Annotated in this window: 13 protein-coding genes; 8 read left to right on the forward strand and 5 right to left on the reverse strand. The window is 49.0% G+C overall.

Translation table 11 applies throughout. The features are described from left to right. Positions 1-8: 8 nt before the first annotated feature. The 5 genes from clpX (at position 9) to A1359_RS08160 (ending at position 3,683) form a co-directional block, all read left to right on the forward strand. The gene (clpX, locus tag A1359_RS08135; protein WP_157200504.1) at positions 9-1,298 is read left to right on the forward strand and encodes an ATP-dependent Clp protease ATP-binding subunit ClpX; all 1,290 of its coding nucleotides are present in this window, start codon (positions 9-11) and stop codon (positions 1,296-1,298) included. A gap of 371 nt (positions 1,299-1,669) precedes the next feature. Next, positions 1,670-2,287, forward strand: coding sequence for a Grx4 family monothiol glutaredoxin (gene grxD, locus A1359_RS08145; RefSeq protein ID WP_066980809.1), 618 nt, complete (start codon positions 1,670-1,672; stop codon positions 2,285-2,287). Positions 2,288-2,310: 23 nt separating this feature from the next. Further along, entirely contained in the window at positions 2,311-2,844 is a 534-nt protein-coding gene (locus A1359_RS08150) for a flavodoxin (RefSeq protein ID WP_066980742.1), read from the forward strand. 10 nt (positions 2,845-2,854) lie between these two features. Beyond that, positions 2,855-3,259 (forward strand): Rieske (2Fe-2S) protein, encoded by a 405-nt coding sequence (locus A1359_RS08155; RefSeq protein ID WP_066980745.1) that lies wholly within the window; start codon positions 2,855-2,857, stop codon positions 3,257-3,259. Beyond that, a complete protein-coding gene (locus A1359_RS08160) occupies positions 3,252-3,683 on the forward strand; it encodes a SoxR reducing system RseC family protein (RefSeq protein WP_066980748.1) in 432 nt (143 codons plus the stop codon). Before A1359_RS08155 ends, A1359_RS08160 begins: the two co-directional genes overlap by 8 nt. Before the next feature lie 102 nt (positions 3,684-3,785). Here A1359_RS08160 and A1359_RS08165 read toward each other — a convergent pair whose 3' ends face one another. Further along, positions 3,786-4,484 (reverse strand): hypothetical protein, encoded by a 699-nt coding sequence (locus A1359_RS08165; protein ID WP_066980753.1) that lies wholly within the window; start codon positions 4,482-4,484, stop codon positions 3,786-3,788. A gap of 691 nt (positions 4,485-5,175) precedes the next feature. On the opposite strand from A1359_RS08165, the gene lysM reads away from it, so the two are divergent. Both lysM and A1359_RS08175 read left to right on the forward strand, forming a co-directional pair. Beyond that, the gene (lysM, locus tag A1359_RS08170) at positions 5,176-5,619 is read left to right on the forward strand and encodes a peptidoglycan-binding protein LysM (protein WP_066980757.1); all 444 of its coding nucleotides are present in this window, start codon (positions 5,176-5,178) and stop codon (positions 5,617-5,619) included. A 14-nt stretch (positions 5,620-5,633) separates the two neighbouring features. Next, positions 5,634-6,110: a YidB family protein gene (locus A1359_RS08175; protein WP_066980761.1), complete on the forward strand. Its 477-nt coding sequence runs from the start codon at positions 5,634-5,636 to the stop codon at positions 6,108-6,110. A 471-nt stretch (positions 6,111-6,581) separates the two neighbouring features. On the opposite strand, the gene A1359_RS08185 is transcribed toward A1359_RS08175, so the two are convergent. Genes A1359_RS08185 through A1359_RS08195 form a run of 3 tightly spaced genes read right to left on the reverse strand, consistent with a single transcriptional unit; the run spans position 6,582 to position 9,279 of the window. Further along, a complete protein-coding gene (locus A1359_RS08185) occupies positions 6,582-6,992 on the reverse strand; it encodes a cytochrome C (protein ID WP_066980766.1) in 411 nt (136 codons plus the stop codon). A 12-nt stretch (positions 6,993-7,004) separates the two neighbouring features. Continuing rightward, on the reverse strand, positions 7,005-8,081 hold the full coding sequence (locus tag A1359_RS08190; protein ID WP_066980770.1) for a metallophosphoesterase family protein: 1,077 nt from the start codon (positions 8,079-8,081) through the stop codon (positions 7,005-7,007). Further along, positions 8,074-9,279, reverse strand: coding sequence for a cytochrome-c peroxidase (locus tag A1359_RS08195; RefSeq protein ID WP_066980773.1), 1,206 nt, complete (start codon positions 9,277-9,279; stop codon positions 8,074-8,076). Before A1359_RS08195 ends, A1359_RS08190 begins: the two co-directional genes overlap by 8 nt. 473 nt (positions 9,280-9,752) lie before the next feature. Between A1359_RS08195 and A1359_RS08200 the strand changes: the two genes are divergently transcribed. Further along, positions 9,753-10,265: a GNAT family N-acetyltransferase gene (locus A1359_RS08200; RefSeq protein WP_198159295.1), complete on the forward strand. Its 513-nt coding sequence runs from the start codon at positions 9,753-9,755 to the stop codon at positions 10,263-10,265. 489 nt (positions 10,266-10,754) lie between these two features. On the opposite strand, the gene A1359_RS08210 is transcribed toward A1359_RS08200, so the two are convergent. Next, positions 10,755-17,246 carry an alpha-2-macroglobulin family protein gene (locus A1359_RS08210; protein ID WP_066980782.1) on the reverse strand — a complete coding sequence of 2,164 codons (6,492 nt, stop codon included), beginning with the start codon at positions 17,244-17,246 and terminating at the stop codon, positions 10,755-10,757. Positions 17,247-17,422: the final 176 nt, after the last annotated feature.

A 17,422-nucleotide genomic window follows, 5' to 3' on the forward strand; every position in this document is an offset into this window, starting at 1 on the left:
TGAAAAACATGGTCAAAGAATCCAAGCATTGTTCGTTTTGTGGCATAGAAGCTTCCGCTTCGGTGCCTATGATTGCCGGCACCGAAGGCTTTATCTGTGAGGCTTGCGTCATGCTGGCCAGTCAGGTGGTGTCCAGTTGGGGTAAGAAAAAAGAGCTGAAAGAAATGCAGGCTGCTTCACCCAAACCGGCCGAAATAAAAGCCTTACTCGATCAATACATCATCGGTCAGGATCTGGCAAAAGAAATCTTATCAGTAGCGGTTTACAACCATTACAAGCGTCTGAAACACGAAGGCGTCAAAAATGATGGTTTGGGTAACGCAGCTACCAATGTGGAAATAGGTAAATCCAATGTTTTATTGATTGGCCCCTCCGGTACCGGCAAAACGCTGTTGGCTAGCACTTTAGCCAAGATCGTCGGAGTGCCATTTACCGTAGCCGACGCCACTACATTGACCCAAGCCGGCTATGTGGGCGATGACGTCGAAAATATCCTGGTGCGCTTGCTGGATGTGGCTGAAGGACAGGTTAGTAAAGCTGAATGGGGCATCGTCTATATAGACGAAGTCGACAAAATCGCCCGTAGCCCGGAACAATCCATCAGTACCCGTGATGTGTCCGGCGAAGGTGTACAGCAAGCTTTATTGCGTCTAGTTGAAGGCTCCCACGTCAAAATTACCGCCAAAGGTCGACGTAAAGATAGCGGTAATGACACGCTGATGATTGATACCAGCAATATTCTATTTATTGCCGGCGGTGCATTTCCAGGTCTGGAAAAGCACGTAGAAAAACGCTTGTTGCCACCGAAAACAGCGATCGGTTTTCATGCGGAAATGAATGACGCCAGTCAGAAACCGGCTTTGGAAGCCTTGTTAAATGCAACACAGCCTGACGACTTGAAACGCTTTGGTTTGATTCCGGAGTTTATCGGCCGCTTTCCGGTGCTGGCCCCGTTGGAACCACTAGATGTAGATGCCTTGATTCAAGTCTTAACCGAGCCGAAAAACGCCTTGGTTAAACAGTATCAGCAATTATTTGCTTATGACGATGTAGAGCTTGAATTTACCCACGATGCGTTAGTGGAAATCGCCGAAAAAGCCATTGCCCGCGATACCGGTGCCCGTGGCCTGCGAGGCATCATGGAGCATGTATTACGTCGCACCATGTTTGATGTCCCGTCCCGCGACAATGTTCAGCGCTGCATCGTCAATGCCGATGTGATTAAAGGCGACAGTGAAATTCAAATAATTGAGCGTGAGACTAAAAATGATGATTTGCGTTCATCGGCGGCTGGATGAAGGCATTTAAGGGAGATGAATGGAAATACTTCACGCAACCCAAACGCTGGAGCATCCCCGACGGGGTTCCCACGCAAAGCATCACTGCCATTAAGTTAAGGAAGAACAATCCCTTCTCCCTCCGGGAGAAGGTTAGGATGAGGGGATTAAATAAAGCTTTTTTGCCTTATTATAAATCTCCTCTCCCCAACCCTCTCCAGCAGGAGAGGGAGCTTTTTCTTAACTTAATGGCATTGACGCAAAGCATGGGAACCATAAGCAGAAGTTAATTTGGCTAGGCAGTAACCAATCTAAATTTGTCGGCTGCGGATGACAGACCTTTTGAAATTATCAGGCAAAACTTCGAAATATACCTTTTTGAGATATTAATTATGAGCACCAAAGAAACCATACTGAAACAACTTGCCGATAACCCGATCATCCTCTACATGAAAGGCGTGCCCACTGCGCCTGAATGCGGCTTTTCCGGCAAGACGGTTGAAATCCTGAATGCCACCAAAGTGCCCTTCGCTTATGTTGATGTATTGAGAGCACCTTTTATCCGTGATCGCTTACCTTCAGTATCGAAATGGCCCACTTTTCCGCAGTTATTCGTCAAAGGTGAGCTGGTTGGCGGTGCCGATATTGTTGAATCCATGTACAACGATGGCAGTCTGTTACCTTTGCTGCAGTCTGCAGTAAAACCCGTAGATAACGCGGCAGATAATAATGTCATCACTCACTCGGAAGTAGAAGCATTGATCCTCGGTGATTATTCGGATGCGCAAATCGCCATCGAAGGACAAGGCTGTAACTTAACCATACGCGTGGTAAGCGGACAATTCGCAGATCAGAGCATGGTCAAACAACATCAAGGCGTCATGGCGACCTTAACAGAACCACTGGCAAACGGACGCTTGCACGCCGTGACTTTAAAAACCTTTACACCTGAACAATGGCAGACACAGACGCCGGATGCCAAGCCCGGCTTGTTACAAATTCAGCTTTAATTTTCTAACCAGGAGTCACAATCATGGCAAAAATAGGCATTTTTTTTGGAACCGATACTGGCAATTCGCGTAAAGTCGCTAAAACCATACATAAGCAATTGGGCGACGATTTAGCAGACAAACCAGTAAACATCAACAAAGCCAGCATCGATGATTTGCTGGCATACGATGTATTAATCATCGGCACCCCGACATACGGCGACGGCGAACTGCCAGGCCTGACAGCAGGCACCTCGACTGAAAGCTGGGAAGAGTTTATGCCAAATCTAGCAGGCGCAGATTTTTCCGGCAAAACCATTGCCCTGTATGGCTTAGGCGACCAGGAAGGTTATCCGGATAATTTCGTCGATGCTATGGGCATGCTCTATGACGCTTTCGCTGATTGCGGTGCGCAATTTGTCGGCGCTACCAGTACCGAAGGTTTTACTTACAATAGCTCTAAGGCTGCTATGGGTGATGAATTTGTAGGCCTGGTACTGGATGAAGACAATCAAAAGGAGTTGAGTGATCAGCGTTTGCAAGACTGGTTACAAGCAATCGAATCCAGTTGGGCCTGATGTAAGCACGATGCAAATCCTGCCTGCAGAAGCGTTAGCCGAAAAAGCATTCCTGACGGTCGATGTGCGGTTGAACAGTACATCGACCCGATCCAGTCAGGCCAATGTCGTGGTGTTTCGTTATCTGGGTCGGGTTTATGCTTATGTGAACCATTGTATGCATATGCACAAACCGTTGAATTGTCAGCAAGATGCCATTTTCGATGCCGAGCGACGCTGGTTACGTTGCTCGATGCATGGTTTCATTTTTGAACCTGAAACCGGCGTTTGTATCAGCCCGGTCTGCGAAGGACAAGCACTGCAAGCCATCAAAGTTATCGAGCAGGATGGCATGATCGTATTTAAAGAAAAGTACCTGCAAATCCTCACAGTTAATCTACCTAAACCTGCAGTCTCGGGGGTAAGCCATGATTGAAGAAACCGCCATCGTTACGCGCGTTATGGATGGTCAAGTCTGGATCAAAAGCCTGCAAAGCGGTGCTTGCGGAGGCTGCAGTCAGCAAAGTAGTTGCGGTACGGCAACGTTGTCAAAATGGTTACCCAAACGCGAATTTTCTGTTGAATGTGATCGCTCGTTAAAAGTCGGTGATCAGGTCAAAGTTGCCATCGACGACTCGCAACTGCTATTGAGTTCATTACTGCTGTACCTGCTGCCTTTACTGATCACATTAACCGGAGTAGGCCTGGCGAATACTTTTTTGCCAGTGACTTTAACCGATGCCTGGCTACCGGAAATGGCTTTGTCGCTTTTGTTGCTAACCTTCTGGCTGATAAACCGCTTGCAAAGCCTGTTATTGTTGTATTTTTGCTTTCGCCCACAAATCTTAGGCAAGCTCTAACTCCCCCTCAAACTTGATCACCTTGTAATGCTGACGGTGCAATATCCAGTTATATTGCACCTTTGGAACTACTCAATTGCCTATAGCCGATTACACGCCCGGTTATTTCCGGGTGCGTTTTTTAGAAACCGGAGCTAACGGCTGCTCAACGGGGGTAGAAGTGATATTGGTTGGTAAACGCGCGGTAACTTCAGTTAAAAAGTCGTTTTCCAACTTATTAGATGACTGACAAGTCACATTAGTGGGTTTATAGGCCACATCGACGGTTTTAGTGTCAGGTTCGCGTGAAGTGAAATTCCATTCACCGATCGATTCGATTCGATCGCCGATTTTCTGGGTAATTTTTAACGTGTATTGACTATTGATTTGTATATTGGTTTTAGTGTCCGATACCGGCCGAGCCATCACGTTTGCTCTACCTGATAAATGCATTTGTACATCACTAATAGTCATGTAGTTGATTGCCGATTTTGGATCGGGATGCGGATTTTTATAGGCTGCTTGAGTGCTGACAAATTCACCACAAGTGACATAAGCACCCACATTACCGCGCATATTGTCGTATTCCAACGTCATCAGACCACTACCCTTGTCAAAATTCTTGATGTTAAAAAAGGTGGCCCCTGCGACATTGGTAATAGCTGACCAAGTGGCATCGAAGTTGGCATTGACCTCGCGAGAATAATCCAAAGTTTGTGGCGCTTGTGGCGGTTGATACACGCCAGCGGGGACGCAGCCAGTCAGTAAGCTAGCACTAGCTGCCGCTGTGACAACAAAGAGTTTGTTCATGATTTTTGTCATTATTTTTCCATTATGTTTATAAAACACTCATGCTGAGTGAGTTGGTCATATCTGAAACAATCAGAACCGTTAGATGTGATATCCAATGCTATTAAATCCCAGATAGAAATAATTATAACCCTAGCATTCTAAGTGAGGGGTAAGAATATCTAACTTACCTACAAAAGTCGGACTTTGTAATCTAAGGCTGTCTCTAATACTGCGATATCCGGCAGTATTTAACATGATATTTGAGGCTCTACTCACCAAAATCAGAAACATTAATACCTGCCCAATTGAACAAACTTATTTCAATAAGCCGACTGGCGACCTGTTGGGCGAACATGTTAAGCGTTAACAAGAAATTTGCCTGATACACCTTATTTATGCTATTCAACAACAACTATTCAGCTACAAGCACGCCACACCCATAAGCCTATCCTTAAATAGATAGGTAAAAAGCACTGCTGAATGGCTAGGTGATTATCAAGAACAGAGAATAAAGTGGCAGCGGATTTGTGTTCATTTACAAGATTCGAATAAAGGCAAAACTTTACACTGCAACATTTTTCTAGCAACCCTGGCGGCCAACAATCGCAATAGTTAAAAACCTGCAAACTGGGTCTATTTTTAAAGTAAATCGCCTGATATGTAAAAAACCAAGGTAAGCCAAAATCGCAATAACTTTTTAATTTAAACAGGAGTTCAAAAAATGGGTCTTTTCAATTTTGTACGTGACATAGGCAAAAAAGTATTTGGCAGCGAAGAAGAAGCTCCGCTGGCTTTGGAAAATTTCATTAATGCTGATAACCCCGGCCTAGATAACATGAAAATCACTGTTGAAGATGGCGAAGCCACTTTGACGGGTGAAGCATCTTCTGCATCAGCCCTAGAAAAAGCAGTGTTGATGATAGGCAATGTATTAGGAATAGCAGATGTCAACGCCACCAGCGTCGTCATTAAAGACGGTAGTCAGGTAGGACAGGATGATGAGTTTTATGTGATCCAAAAAGGCGATACCTTATGGAAAATTGCTGAACAAACCTACGGCAACGGCTCCAAATACACTAAAATTGTTGAAGTAAATCTGGAAGTCATCAAAAACGCCGACCTTATTTTTCCAGGTCAAAAAATACGCATTCCCAAAAACATATAAGCGGGGTCTTAACCATGAATTCGAATGATCTTATGCAAATGGGAGCTCAGTTATTTAAGAGCCAACTGGACAACAACCGCGATGGGAACGTAGACATCACCGAGATAAGCTCGGCTTTGAATAGCCTGTTTTCAGCCGGTCAATCTCAAAGCAATAGTGGAGCCGGCGGCTTGGCTGGAATAATTTCAGGCATGCAAAGTAGTGGCAATTCCGATCTTTTATCCTTAGCGGCTTCCTGGTTAGGTAGTGGCACAAATAAGCCGGTTTCCGGCAATCAATTAGAGCAAATATTTGGTGAGGATAAAATTTCTGCATTTTCGCAACAACTGGGTATTAGCCAGGAACAGGCTTTAAGCGGCTTACAAGCCACAGTTCCGGATGTGGTCGATAAAGCCTCTCCTAGCGGTAACATTGATTTAAACGCAATGCTGGACTCCATCGGCGGTATTCAAGGCGCTCTAAATATGGCGGGCAAATTTTTTGCAAAATAATCCTATTCAGAACTGTATGTATGCAACAACATGAGGTAATTGCGCTTGCGCCGAATGATCCGATAAGTCGATAAACCCTTGCTTGGCTAGTGATATGGTTGGAAATAACATCCCGAAATCCAAGCGCATCGTTCCTACGCTTCACGTCACTGCCATTAAGTTAAGGAAGAACAATCCCTTCTCCCTCCGGGAGAAGGTTAGGATGAGGGGATTAAATAAAGCTTTTTTGCCTTATTATAAATCTCCTCTCCCCAACCCTCTCCAGCAGGAGAGGGAGCTTTTTCTTAACTTAATGGCATTGACGCGCCGCGTGGTAACCATAGGAGGAAGTTAATTTTGGCGAAATCCTAAGCTGTTAGCCCTGCTATTATTCGGCAGCTCTGCTTCTGCCTTTTTGGTCGGTCGCAAGGTTTAACTTAGACATCAGCATCAACCCATATTGGGCTGATGCTGATTGCACTAATATGACGATCAATGTTGCCCCGGTTCCAGTTTCACCCCACGCCGCTCGTACGTCACATAAGCTTGAATGGCGATCATTTTCGGATCATCCGCCGCCAAGGGTTGACCTTCCAAAGGATTACGCAAACACCAGTTGATCATCTCCCACAACGGAATCACCTTGCCTATTTGCTTTTGGAACTTAGGATAGGTTTCTGGATGAGTATTTGCAGCATTCGGGTGGCACTGGGCGCAGGCGACGCCATTGCTGCCTAGCGTCGGACTAGTCCACAACGCCCTACCCTGCTTCACCACATCCATAAATTGTTGCTGCCAGCGCTGTTCGTCTTCCTGGGTAAATTCATCCGCAAGTGCCAGATTAATACTGCTTGCCAAACAGATGCAGACCAGCCCCTTGATCATCGTTTTAAATGTCAACATATTGCTCTCCTGTTAATAGTGGCGCTGCGGATCGATACGTGCTTTTTCGGCTTGATAATCCTGGTCTTCCGGATGTTTGTTGGCTTTACTAAAACGCACTACCCGGTCTTTGTTGTTATACAAGGTAAAGTTTAAATCGACATTGCCGTTGGCTAGATTGACAAATTGCCAACCGGTAGCATCACGATCGAAGAACGGATCGGCGCGGTTCATTGGCACCGTCAACTTGGGTAGATACTGTTCGGCTTGCGCGTAGGATTGCGGATAAGGCCAGGGCCAAGCAGTGGCCATCACCGAATTAAAGCTGATGTTGCCGATCTGGTTATATTGAATCTGATGCACGTGACCATAGATCACCGAGACTTTTTTGTACGGTTTCAGCAAGGCTTGAATTTGTTCTGCATCTTCGGTCCAGAAATTCCAACCCTTGTAGATTTTTTGCAGCGGCGAATGGGAGAACACCACAATCGGCGTGTCCTTATTAACCTTGGTCAAATCCTGTTTCAGCCACTTGCGCTGCTCTTCACCGACCATGAAAGGCGAGCCGTTTGGGTTATCCAGGCCGGCCATTTCCAGCATACGTTGTTCGGCGGTCGGCCAGCGCTTATAGGTCCAATCGTCGTAAGTACGGATGCTATTCAAGACAATAAAATGCACGCCTTTGTGATCAAAACTGTAATACTGCGGACCAAACAATTTTTCCCAATAAGCCCCCAGATCCAAATAGTAATCGTGCTCACCCATCACGTATTTCAGCGGCTGCTTTAATGCCGACATGATTTCCGCACCATGATCCAATTCTGCCTGACTGCCCAATTGCGCCAGGTCGCCACCAAACATGACAAAATCCGGTTTTGGCGTCAGTAAGTTGGCTTCTGCCACAGCCCGCTTTAATCCCATGTCCCAGTTGCGCACAAAACGATTACCTTTTATGTGCTGTATATGTGCATCAGAAATATAGGCAAAAGTAAAATTCTGGCTGGATTCTGCAAAAGCCAACTCCACCAGACTGATAGGCAACGTACTCCCCAACGCCACTAGACCGCCAGTCTTCAGAAACTGGCGACGGCTTTGATTGATGTTACTCATGACGACCTCCTGTTTGGCTATCCGCGACTTGGGTTTTGGGGTAGTAGTCGCTGGTCAGGGCTTCCAAAAACGCCACCAAGTCGTCGATTTGCTTATCCAGTAAATTCAAGGGGCGGATGCCGCCGCTCAAATAAGGGTTAACAGGCGCAGTGGCCGGCGTAACGCCGCCGTTGTTGTAATGTATCACCACCTCCTTCAAGGTTTTCAGACTACCATCGTGCATATAGGGTGCAGTCAAACTTACGTTGCGCAGGGTCGGGGTTTTGAATGCACCGATTTCACTGAGGCCATCAGTCACCGCAAACCGGCCCAGTTCGGAAGCCTTCTTATCGGTCAACACCATTTTATCAACATCTCCGCCCTGGTTTTTAGCTGCCAAAAACGCTTCCGCCAGCCTGGGCACATCATCCTGCACTGCATTCATGCCAATACCGATATTGTGAAACCGACTGTCGGTAAACAAGGCATGATCTTGTTCAAGAGTATGACAAGATACACAGCGACCCTGCCCCAAAAACAGCTCAAAGCCCCGCTGTTGCTGTTCAGTGATGGCATTTTTATCACCTCCGAAGTAAAACCGATCAAATGGCGAATTACCTGCCACGATAGTTCGCTCAAAACTGGCTATCGCTTTGGCAACATGATCCATCGTCAACTGTTTACCAGCCACATTAAAAACATCTTTGAACGCAGCTTGGTAAGCCGGGTCCGTGCGCACAATTTCTAAAATCGGCTCATGACTGGGCAAGCCGGCTTCCACCGGATTGATGAAAGGCCCTTTGGACTGACCTTCCAAATCCGGTTCGCGACCATCCCAGAACTGAGATTTGTAGAACGCTGCATTAATCACCGTTGGCGCATTGCGAGTACCGGTCAGGCCACCATGACCCACCGACACCGGCAAGTTATCGGTAAAAGCTTGGTTGTCATCATGACAAGAAGCGCAACTGATTGTGCCGTCGATGGAAAAGCGTTTGTCGTGAAATAACTTGTCACCCAGGTTAACTTTGGCAGGGGTTTGCGGGTTGTTTATCGGAATCGGAACCGCTGGCAGGCCGAGAAGAGAATTTACAACAAGAGCGTTTGCTTCAGAAGCTGGCGGGGAATTGACTGCCGACGGTGAAGGCTGTTGACTGAATACCGCCGGACTAAAGCTAAAGACGACTGTACTGAACGTGAATAATAACAATCGGCACATAATGGCCTCCTTGTAATTTTTATTTTTGAATAACGTCTTTCAGGATCTTAACAAACATTTACTCCATCAGATTACTCTTCTCTAATGATTTAGCAAACCTCTTGCAAAATGACTATGCAGACCTGCTAATCTGAGTAAGGATTTGGTTTGGAATAAATTCCCGAATCGGCATCACCATGCAAAACATCGTCGTTCCGGCATGACGTGCTTGGATAGCGGGAAGATATTTATGGTAAATTCCAGGCGGTACTGCAAATTGCCCTGCGTATTTTGTGCAACGACAAAGACCTGATCGCTATTAAACCTGCCATTTGCACAGGCGTTTAGGCCTACCAGACTTGGTATTGCAATACGCAAAGACGTTGACAGTGTAGGGCGGGCAACGCTTTTCTGCCCACCAATTTAAGCGCTTACCTTGATTCCGCGTGGGCACAAAAACCGTGCCCACCCTACCGGACTTAATGGAGACAAACTTGCCAGTTGAAATAGAAACAGTATCGACGGATGAAGACATTGAATGTGTCGCTGCTCTCGCAAGAGAGATTTGGACACATCACTACGTACAAATCATCGGTGAAGAACAAGTTGAATATATGCTGTTGAATTTTCAAAGTTCAGCTGCGATTAAATCTCAAATTGCTGATGCTGCAGAATACTATCTCGTGAAACTAGAGAATGAGCCGGTGGGATACATCGGATTGAGCGCTGATAAGAATAAAGACAAAATGCTGCTTAGCAAGCTTTACCTAAGAAATGTCACCCGAGGAAAAGGCGCGGGTAAAGCGATATTGAATTTTGTTGAAAGCAAGTGTGTTGCGGAAAATATCTCTTTCGTTTGGCTGACCGTTAATAAAATGAACGCTGCAGCAAATAATTGGTACAAACATCGTGGCTTTGTGGTGATAGATGAAGTCAAAAGCGATATTGGTGGCGGTTTTTTCATGGATGACTACATCATGCAGAAGAGCATCGGAGGCAATGCATAGGACAAGCGAAGAAAACCACCCTGTCCGCCGGAGCGGGAACCGGCATTAAATCAGCCCGCTTAGGACGCAATAAGCAACGGGCATTGCTCCGTATTTAATTTGCAAAGCAGGCAATTATGAACAAATGGATTACCGGCGAATTTGGCATCCTGGCGGAACCTTTTTTTACTATCAATTTGTTGCAGACAGCGTAGGGTGGGCAACGCTTTTCTGCCCACCAATATAGAGCACTTACCTTGATTCCACGTGAGCACAAAAACCGTGCCCACCCTACTCGACTAATCACCGTGTTCCCACGCCGGAGCATCAATGCCATTAAGTTAAGAAAAAGCTCCCTCTCCTGCTGGAGAGGGTTGGGGAGAGGAGATTTATAATAAGGCAAAAAAGCTTTATTTAATCCCCTCATCCTAACCTTCTCCCGGAGGGAGAAGGGATTGTTCTTCCTTAACTTAATGGCAGTGACGCCGGAGCATGGGAACAATAACCGCATCATTCCTCAACCTTAACCACATCCCCCAAGCCCCGATACAAAATCTCGGTATCGTACATGCCTTCGGCAAACACCGACGGCACTTGGTAAGTGCCGGAATTCAACGGTTTCAAACGAAACTCGAAGTATTTTTCGCCGCCATCCAGATCGCCGAACAGCACCAATCTATCCTCTTGCACGTCGATGCAGTCCGGTTGCCACAGGGGTTTCTTGTCGATTGGCAACGATTTACGTTCGGCCAGACCGTGTTCGCTGAGGTCGATTTCGAAGCCGCCGGGGATCAGCATCACTACTGCCACATCCTGCATGGCCTGATCCGGATGCAGGGCTATGCGGATGTGCAGTTTGTCTTGTAAACCGAGGTGATCTATGGTTTCGCCTTTATCGTTTAGCAATTGCCGATTGATGCTGAGCTTGTTGGCTATCGCGGCACTGGGCGGTGCGCGTTCGTAGCCGGTTTCGCTGAGTTGGTAATACAAGCTCCATTTACCTTCGCCGCGTATTTCCAATGGCCGGCTGGTCGGCGTCAGCAGTGCGGTTTTGATGGATTTGCCTTGCAGTTCCAATTGCGCCAGCGGAGTGCCGGCCAGTACGGTAAAGCTTTGTTGCTGATCTTGCTCGAAACGGGTCCACAAACTGCCCAGACCCAGCAAGGCCATGGAGCCGCGGAAGGAGTTCATCCGCTGTCCGACCAAGTCCTGGCCTAGTTCCAGCAGATAACCGCCGAATTTAGGATCTTGGATATCCAGCAGCTCCGGCAGGTGTTTGCCGACCAGAAACAAATACAAGCTCAGGTCTTCCGGATTGTTTTGCATATCCTTGGGCAAGATGCCGCTGGCCTGCCATTGTCGCTGGATTTCGCCAAAATGGCGCTCGGCATCCTGATCCAGATGATGCAGTTTGTAGGCTGCGCCGATAAAGAAGCGTGTCCGGCTGGCGATTGGTTCACCGCTGCTTTTGCTTTGCGCCTGCAAATCGGCTTCGAAAGCCCGTAGTCGTTCGGCGACATTTTGGCCGTTGCGGGCCAGCAGGTAAAAGGCATAGGCTTTAGCGTCATGCTGATCCTGGCTATATTGACGGGATTGGGCAAACTCGTCGGCATAGCTCAGCGCCCGCTGCAACATGGATTCCGGCACGTTATGGCCGCGATCCTTGGCTTCCAGCAACATATGGGTGGCGTACATGGAATAAAACGGCATGCCGTCATCCGACGCCGACCAATAGCCGAAACTGCCGTCATGCTTTTGCCGGGTTTGCAAGGTGTGGATGCTGCGTTCCAACAGTTTTTGCACGTCCTTGGCCGACAAACCCAGCTCCGGATTGGCGCCCAGCACCACCGCCGGAAACGCCTGACTGGTGATTTGCTCGGTACAGCCGTACGGGTAGTTTTTCAAAAATTCCACGATGCCGCGCAAATAGGCAGCCGGGGTTAACGACAGCGCCAGTTCGGTTTGCCGCTGTTCCGGGTACATATCGCGTTGTAAATCCAATTGTCGTACTTCACCTTTACGTTGCTGATCCACGCTCAGCACGCCGCCTTGCAAGGTGGTCAGCAAAGGCTGTGACGGGCGGATACTCATTTCCTCGCTGTAAACGGCGGTTTCAGCAGCACCCGAGACCTGATAGCGCACATTCACCGGCCCCAGTTTATCCTTGACCCTGGCATGGAAACGTACCGTACCGTCCTGGCCTTGCGCCAAGCTCAGGGTTTGCGGATTGGCCGACAGCAATTCCAGCACCTCGCCGGCCACTACGCTGACTTGCAATTCTTGTTTGCCGGCCTGCTCGCTATTATTGGCGACCAGCACGCCCATGTCGAATTCGTCGCCCGGTGCAGCCACGTAAGGCTGCTGCGGCTGAATCACATAGGCCTGGGCGGCCACCGTATAAGATACCGGCACAGCCAGTTTACCGGCATTGACGGCCACGGCAATCACCCGAATCTTGCCGTTAAAATAATCCGGCACCGGTATGGATAATGTATGTTCGCCAGGTTGCGCATCGATAATGCCTGACCAAAATGCCATCGGCGCTTTGTGTTTACGGGCGAAGGGATTTTTGTATTTACCCAACTGCGCATCCTCGTCGCCGCCCGGTGTGGACAGATTATGCACCAGGGCGAAATCCGGCAGGATCAAATCCAGAATCTGATGACTCTTGACTTGCAAGGCGCGTTTACGGAAAAAATAATCCAGTGGCGTTGGGTTGCTGTAATGAGCAAATTGCAAAATACCTTCGTCGACTGCATAAATCACCAGCTTGGTGGCTTCCTTGACCTGGTAGCTGACATCCAGGTTTGTACCGGGTTGGACTTTTTCCGGCACTTTTAGGCTAACCTGTTGGGTATAACGCTGTTTGGAAATACTGAACGGCACCACTCCGTAACTGAGCGGGCTCATGTAAATTTCCCGCGAATCCAGTGAACGCACAAACGCCACCGACAGATAGGCATTGCCGCTGATGTTATTCGGCAAGCTTATCTTCTGCGTGGAGGCCGTGGTGCTGGTCTTGAACCACTGACTGCTCAACACCCCATCCTGCTCAACGGTAATCAGGCCGGCGCCTTGATACGGGGCGACGATTTGTACTTCCAGGCTTTCGCCGGGCTGGTATTCGGTTTTGTTCAAGGTCAGATTCAATTCGGCGTTGCGCTCAATGTTCCGGGTGACGTTGCCGTCGCCGGCCACCGTGTAATCAACCCGATTCAAGGTTTCGCCGTCGGCATTTTTAAACAATACATAAAAACGACCTGGATTTTCGCTGGGCAGGGTAAAGTCCGCCATACCTTTGTTTAAAGTCAGTAACTCGGTTTTGCGCAATTCCTGCCGCTGCACGGATTGGTATTGATACAAGCCGTCTTCGCGCTTGACCAGGGTCGACACATAACGGATTTCGTAGATATCCGCTGTCAAAGTCTCGGTTTGGCGCGGTTGAAAATCGGCGCCCAAGGCCAGCAAACTCAGTTTGCGCGGACTATCCTTGGCAATGTAATCCAGGCTGCCGTCGGCTTTATAGCCCAGCAGATAAGCCTGTCTGGACACCAGCGCTGTGGCCATGGCGATAACCGAACGGCCCGAGCCTTTCTCGAAACCTTCGCCGGCCAGAGAAATCTCATAAACCGGTTCGGCGATACTGGCCAGCGGCAGATCGAAAATAGCTTCGCCTTCGGCATTGGTTTTAACTTCGCCCAAAGCTTGCGGGGTATCGGGAATGTTCTCCGGTGCCGATCTGCGGAAGCGGTAATCGCTGTAACCCGGCACCTGCCCTACCCAAGGTCGGGCGGTCAACTCCAGTTTGGCGATATTACCTTCGGCTGCGGTGCCGAATAAATTACGCACCGTGATGCGCGCTTTTGCGCCGTCGGCAGTAATCCAGCCCTTGGCCGGTGCCGCCAGCAGTTCGGTTTTGACTTGCAAACGGTCAGGCTGGAATTCCTCCACCCGTACCCGAGTGCTGCCCAGGGATTTTTTGCTTTTATCGGCCACGATCAGTTCGATTCGATAGGTACCGGTTTTACCCGCCGTCGGACTGGTCCAGCTGATTTCCTCGAAGCCTTCGGCGCCGAAGCCTATGGTCCGGCTCCAGACTTCCTGCATTTCAGGATCGCGGATCACGGCTTTCAGCGGCAAACCGACCGGCAATGTTGACCAATCGCGCTTGCGCAAAATCAGACCGATATTGACCGTATCGCCGGGCCGATAAATGCCGCGATCGGAAAACAAATAGGCTTGCAAGCTGTCGGCACTGTCGTGCAGACCATCAATATCGAAGCGGGACACATCCAACTGCCGGTTGTCGCGATTAAACGGCAAGAACGACAAATCGCCATCCTTTTCAGCCAGATACACGGTAGGAGTTTTTTCGGCTTTTAAACCTTCGGTGGTCGGAAAGCTGACTTGACCTTGCGCGTCGGTTTTGCCGCTGAATACCGCTACCCCGTTCATGCCCAACAGCGATACCTGCGCGCCAGCCACCGGCTGACCGCTACGGAACGACATCACGAATACAGTCTGCTTGCCGTCGGCAGCGGTTTTGGCCAGCAACCCCATGTCAGTAAGCAACACCAGTCGTTTGTCCTGATCGACTTCGTCATCGGTATCCGCATCGCAACCATTTTGTTCCGAGCCGCCCGCTTCGCTTTCAGCATTTGCCTGGTTTTCGTCGGCGTTGTCATCGGCCGCCTCCAAACTCTGACAATTCTCGGCCGGCTCGGGCTTTTTCTCAGCCACAGACAGGATAAACAAACCGCGCGGCGGATAGCCGTTATTTTTGCTAAAGCGGGCAAAATCCACTGCAAAATACTGCCGCTGCATATCCTGGCCGGCCGGCAAAATCTCGTCGTAACTGAATTTTTCAGCAAAATGCTCTATCGGCAAATTGAAATCCGGATTTTGGAAACTGCCGGAGGTGAACTGCACCAAATGATGCATGTTGTGCGGCAGGATGCGTTGCAATTGCACCTTGACCTGATTGATACCACGGGTGGTGACGCCGAGTTTTTTATCGCCGCTTAAACTCAGTAAAGAGCCTTCATGCAATATCTTCAACTCACGTTTATTAGCGCCCAATTCTTTCAGATAACGGGCATCTTTGCTTAAGCGAAAACCGTCTATGCTTTCCAGACCTTTGTTCACCACAACCAGTAATTGCTTGTTCTCCGGCGCGGTGAAATTCATGTGCTGAAGGGTTTTATCCTCGCTATCGGCATCGCTCCACTTAACGGCTACCGGCGTGGCGGCTTTCAGCACTTCGGCATCGACCTGATTGGGGCTTTGCCATTCAGTCACTTCTTTTTGCGCACAAAACTTCGGCCGCTGAGGATTTTTAAGCGCGCAATCCGGCAAAATATACACCTGAACGGCATGCTCCAGCTCGGTGGGGTTTTTCAGCGGCACGGTGGTTTTCAATACGATCAGCCGCTCGATGCTGTCGTCTTCCTTAATCACGCTATTGAGTTCCAGTTCTGTGACTTGCAGGTAATCCTGCGCGCTGGGAATACTTATGCTGCTGTGGGTATCCCGCTTGCTGGGTTCGCCGCCTATAGCCGCGACTATGCTTTTGTCGAGCACGATCTTGATTTCGCTGGGCGCAGCGCCGATTTCTATCGGTGCGGATTTCAAATAAGCCAGTTTGGGATGCTTTTCGTCGTAACTGATTTCAAAGGCCAAGGCATTATCAAAGCTTTTGGCCGGCAAGGTCCGCGACCACAGTGCGGTCTTGGCGGCCAGACTGTCGCGTTGCGGCGGATAGCTGAATGCCAGACTGGCCGTCACTCGTTTGATTTTCGGTGCTTGCGGATCGCTGTAGAGTTGCACAGAGAGGATATTTGCCGCCATCTCCGGCATATTCAGTTCGGCACTGTATTGCGGCTTTTCGAAACTCAGATTCGGGAAAGCCGCTTTTTCGACCGTCACTTGATAACGTGAACCTGGCTTCAATAAATCCGCCGATTTCGGCGTAAAGACCAAATCGGCGCCAGCCGCCGCTTCGCCATAATGCCAGCTGCCTTCGATGGCCGGACTGATGGCGATACCGGCAGTAACCGGTTTGCCGGCATTCAGCTTAGTGGCCGATTCGGTCAGCGCCTGTCCTTTTAAGGAGATCAGCAACTTATCGTCGATTCTATCGACCGCTATGCCATTAACGATTGGCGTTTGCTTGGCATCGGTTTTATCCCAATCGCTGCGTTTAAGCGGAAATTCACATTCCGCACCGTTTGCCAATTCGGCCAGTTCGACCAGTTTTGGATCGGCTGTCAGCAACTGCACGCTGCCGGCCACAAACACCGCCTTGATACTGGAGTCTTCGGCGGGGCGCAGCAAGGGATCACTGACTGCCATGATGCGTGCCCCGTCGTCAGCATGCATAGCAATCGCGCTGCCGTTGGCCAGAGCGGCGCTGAAAATGGGCTTGGCCAATGGATAATTCAGTTCCACTAAAAATTCCAGCGATCGACGTAACGGCGCCTGGTCCGTGTCCATCCAACGGCACTGCTGGCGTATCACCTGCAGTTCTGGCGTATGAAATTTCAGCTCGGTTTTTTCTAGGCTATAGCTGGGATGCAGCTTCAGGTCTTTGAGTGAGATTTTTAAATCGATGTCAGGGGCGAGGGTTTGCTGCTTGGGGAAAAACACTAGTCGCGATGGATCTTGCCAACGCCATTCGCCTTCGATAGCCGGCTGCAGTTGCGGGTGAGCTTCGGTTAATGGTTCGCCGTTGTCTTCCGGCGGTGCGATGGCATCGGTAAAATTCAACACCAATACCGTGGTCCAGTGTTGATGGTTTAGCAGATAGATAGATGGCACCGCTGCGCTGTGGGTTTGCTCCCGGCAAGCCGACAATAGCAACATTAAACACAGTAGAGTGGCTAATCTTCCGATTAAACCGTGGCGCGATGACATGATCATAAACGACTTGTCCTTTTCATCCGGCTGGAATGCGATGATTTTTGCGGTATGGCAAGATTGGCGTGCCGAACCGGTCGGCTGCAAGCATAGACCAAGACGCCGCCGCCAACCACCGATTATTGATGGCGCAACACCGAATCAAGCCCTTAGGAATATGCATGGAATATCATATGCAAGAATCTTCTGTAGGTGCAGATTTATCCGCACAGTGCGAATAAATTCGCACCTACAGCTGACGATCTTGTTTCATGCGCATTCCT

Source organism: Methylomonas lenta, from assembly GCF_001644015.1.
In the GTDB taxonomy this organism is placed as follows: domain Bacteria; phylum Pseudomonadota; class Gammaproteobacteria; order Methylococcales; family Methylomonadaceae; genus Methylomonas; species Methylomonas lenta.

Bases quoted from the DNA above. Each gene is read 5' to 3' on its own strand.
- clpX (WP_157200504.1), top strand. From the start codon at position 9: ATGGTCAAAGAATCCAAGCATTGTTCGTTTTGTGGCATAGAAGCTTCC.
- grxD (WP_066980809.1), top strand. From the start codon at position 1,670: ATGAGCACCAAAGAAACCATACTGAAACAACTTGCCGATAACCCGATC.
- A1359_RS08150 (WP_066980742.1), top strand. From the start codon at position 2,311: ATGGCAAAAATAGGCATTTTTTTTGGAACCGATACTGGCAATTCGCGT.
- A1359_RS08155 (WP_066980745.1), top strand. From the start codon at position 2,855: ATGCAAATCCTGCCTGCAGAAGCGTTAGCCGAAAAAGCATTCCTGACG.
- A1359_RS08160 (WP_066980748.1), top strand. From the start codon at position 3,252: ATGATTGAAGAAACCGCCATCGTTACGCGCGTTATGGATGGTCAAGTC.
- A1359_RS08165 (WP_066980753.1), bottom strand. From the start codon at position 4,484: ATGACAAAAATCATGAACAAACTCTTTGTTGTCACAGCGGCAGCTAGT.
- lysM (WP_066980757.1), top strand. From the start codon at position 5,176: ATGGGTCTTTTCAATTTTGTACGTGACATAGGCAAAAAAGTATTTGGC.
- A1359_RS08175 (WP_066980761.1), top strand. From the start codon at position 5,634: ATGAATTCGAATGATCTTATGCAAATGGGAGCTCAGTTATTTAAGAGC.
- A1359_RS08185 (WP_066980766.1), bottom strand. From the start codon at position 6,992: ATGTTGACATTTAAAACGATGATCAAGGGGCTGGTCTGCATCTGTTTG.
- A1359_RS08190 (WP_066980770.1), bottom strand. From the start codon at position 8,081: ATGAGTAACATCAATCAAAGCCGTCGCCAGTTTCTGAAGACTGGCGGT.
- A1359_RS08195 (WP_066980773.1), bottom strand. From the start codon at position 9,279: ATGTGCCGATTGTTATTATTCACGTTCAGTACAGTCGTCTTTAGCTTT.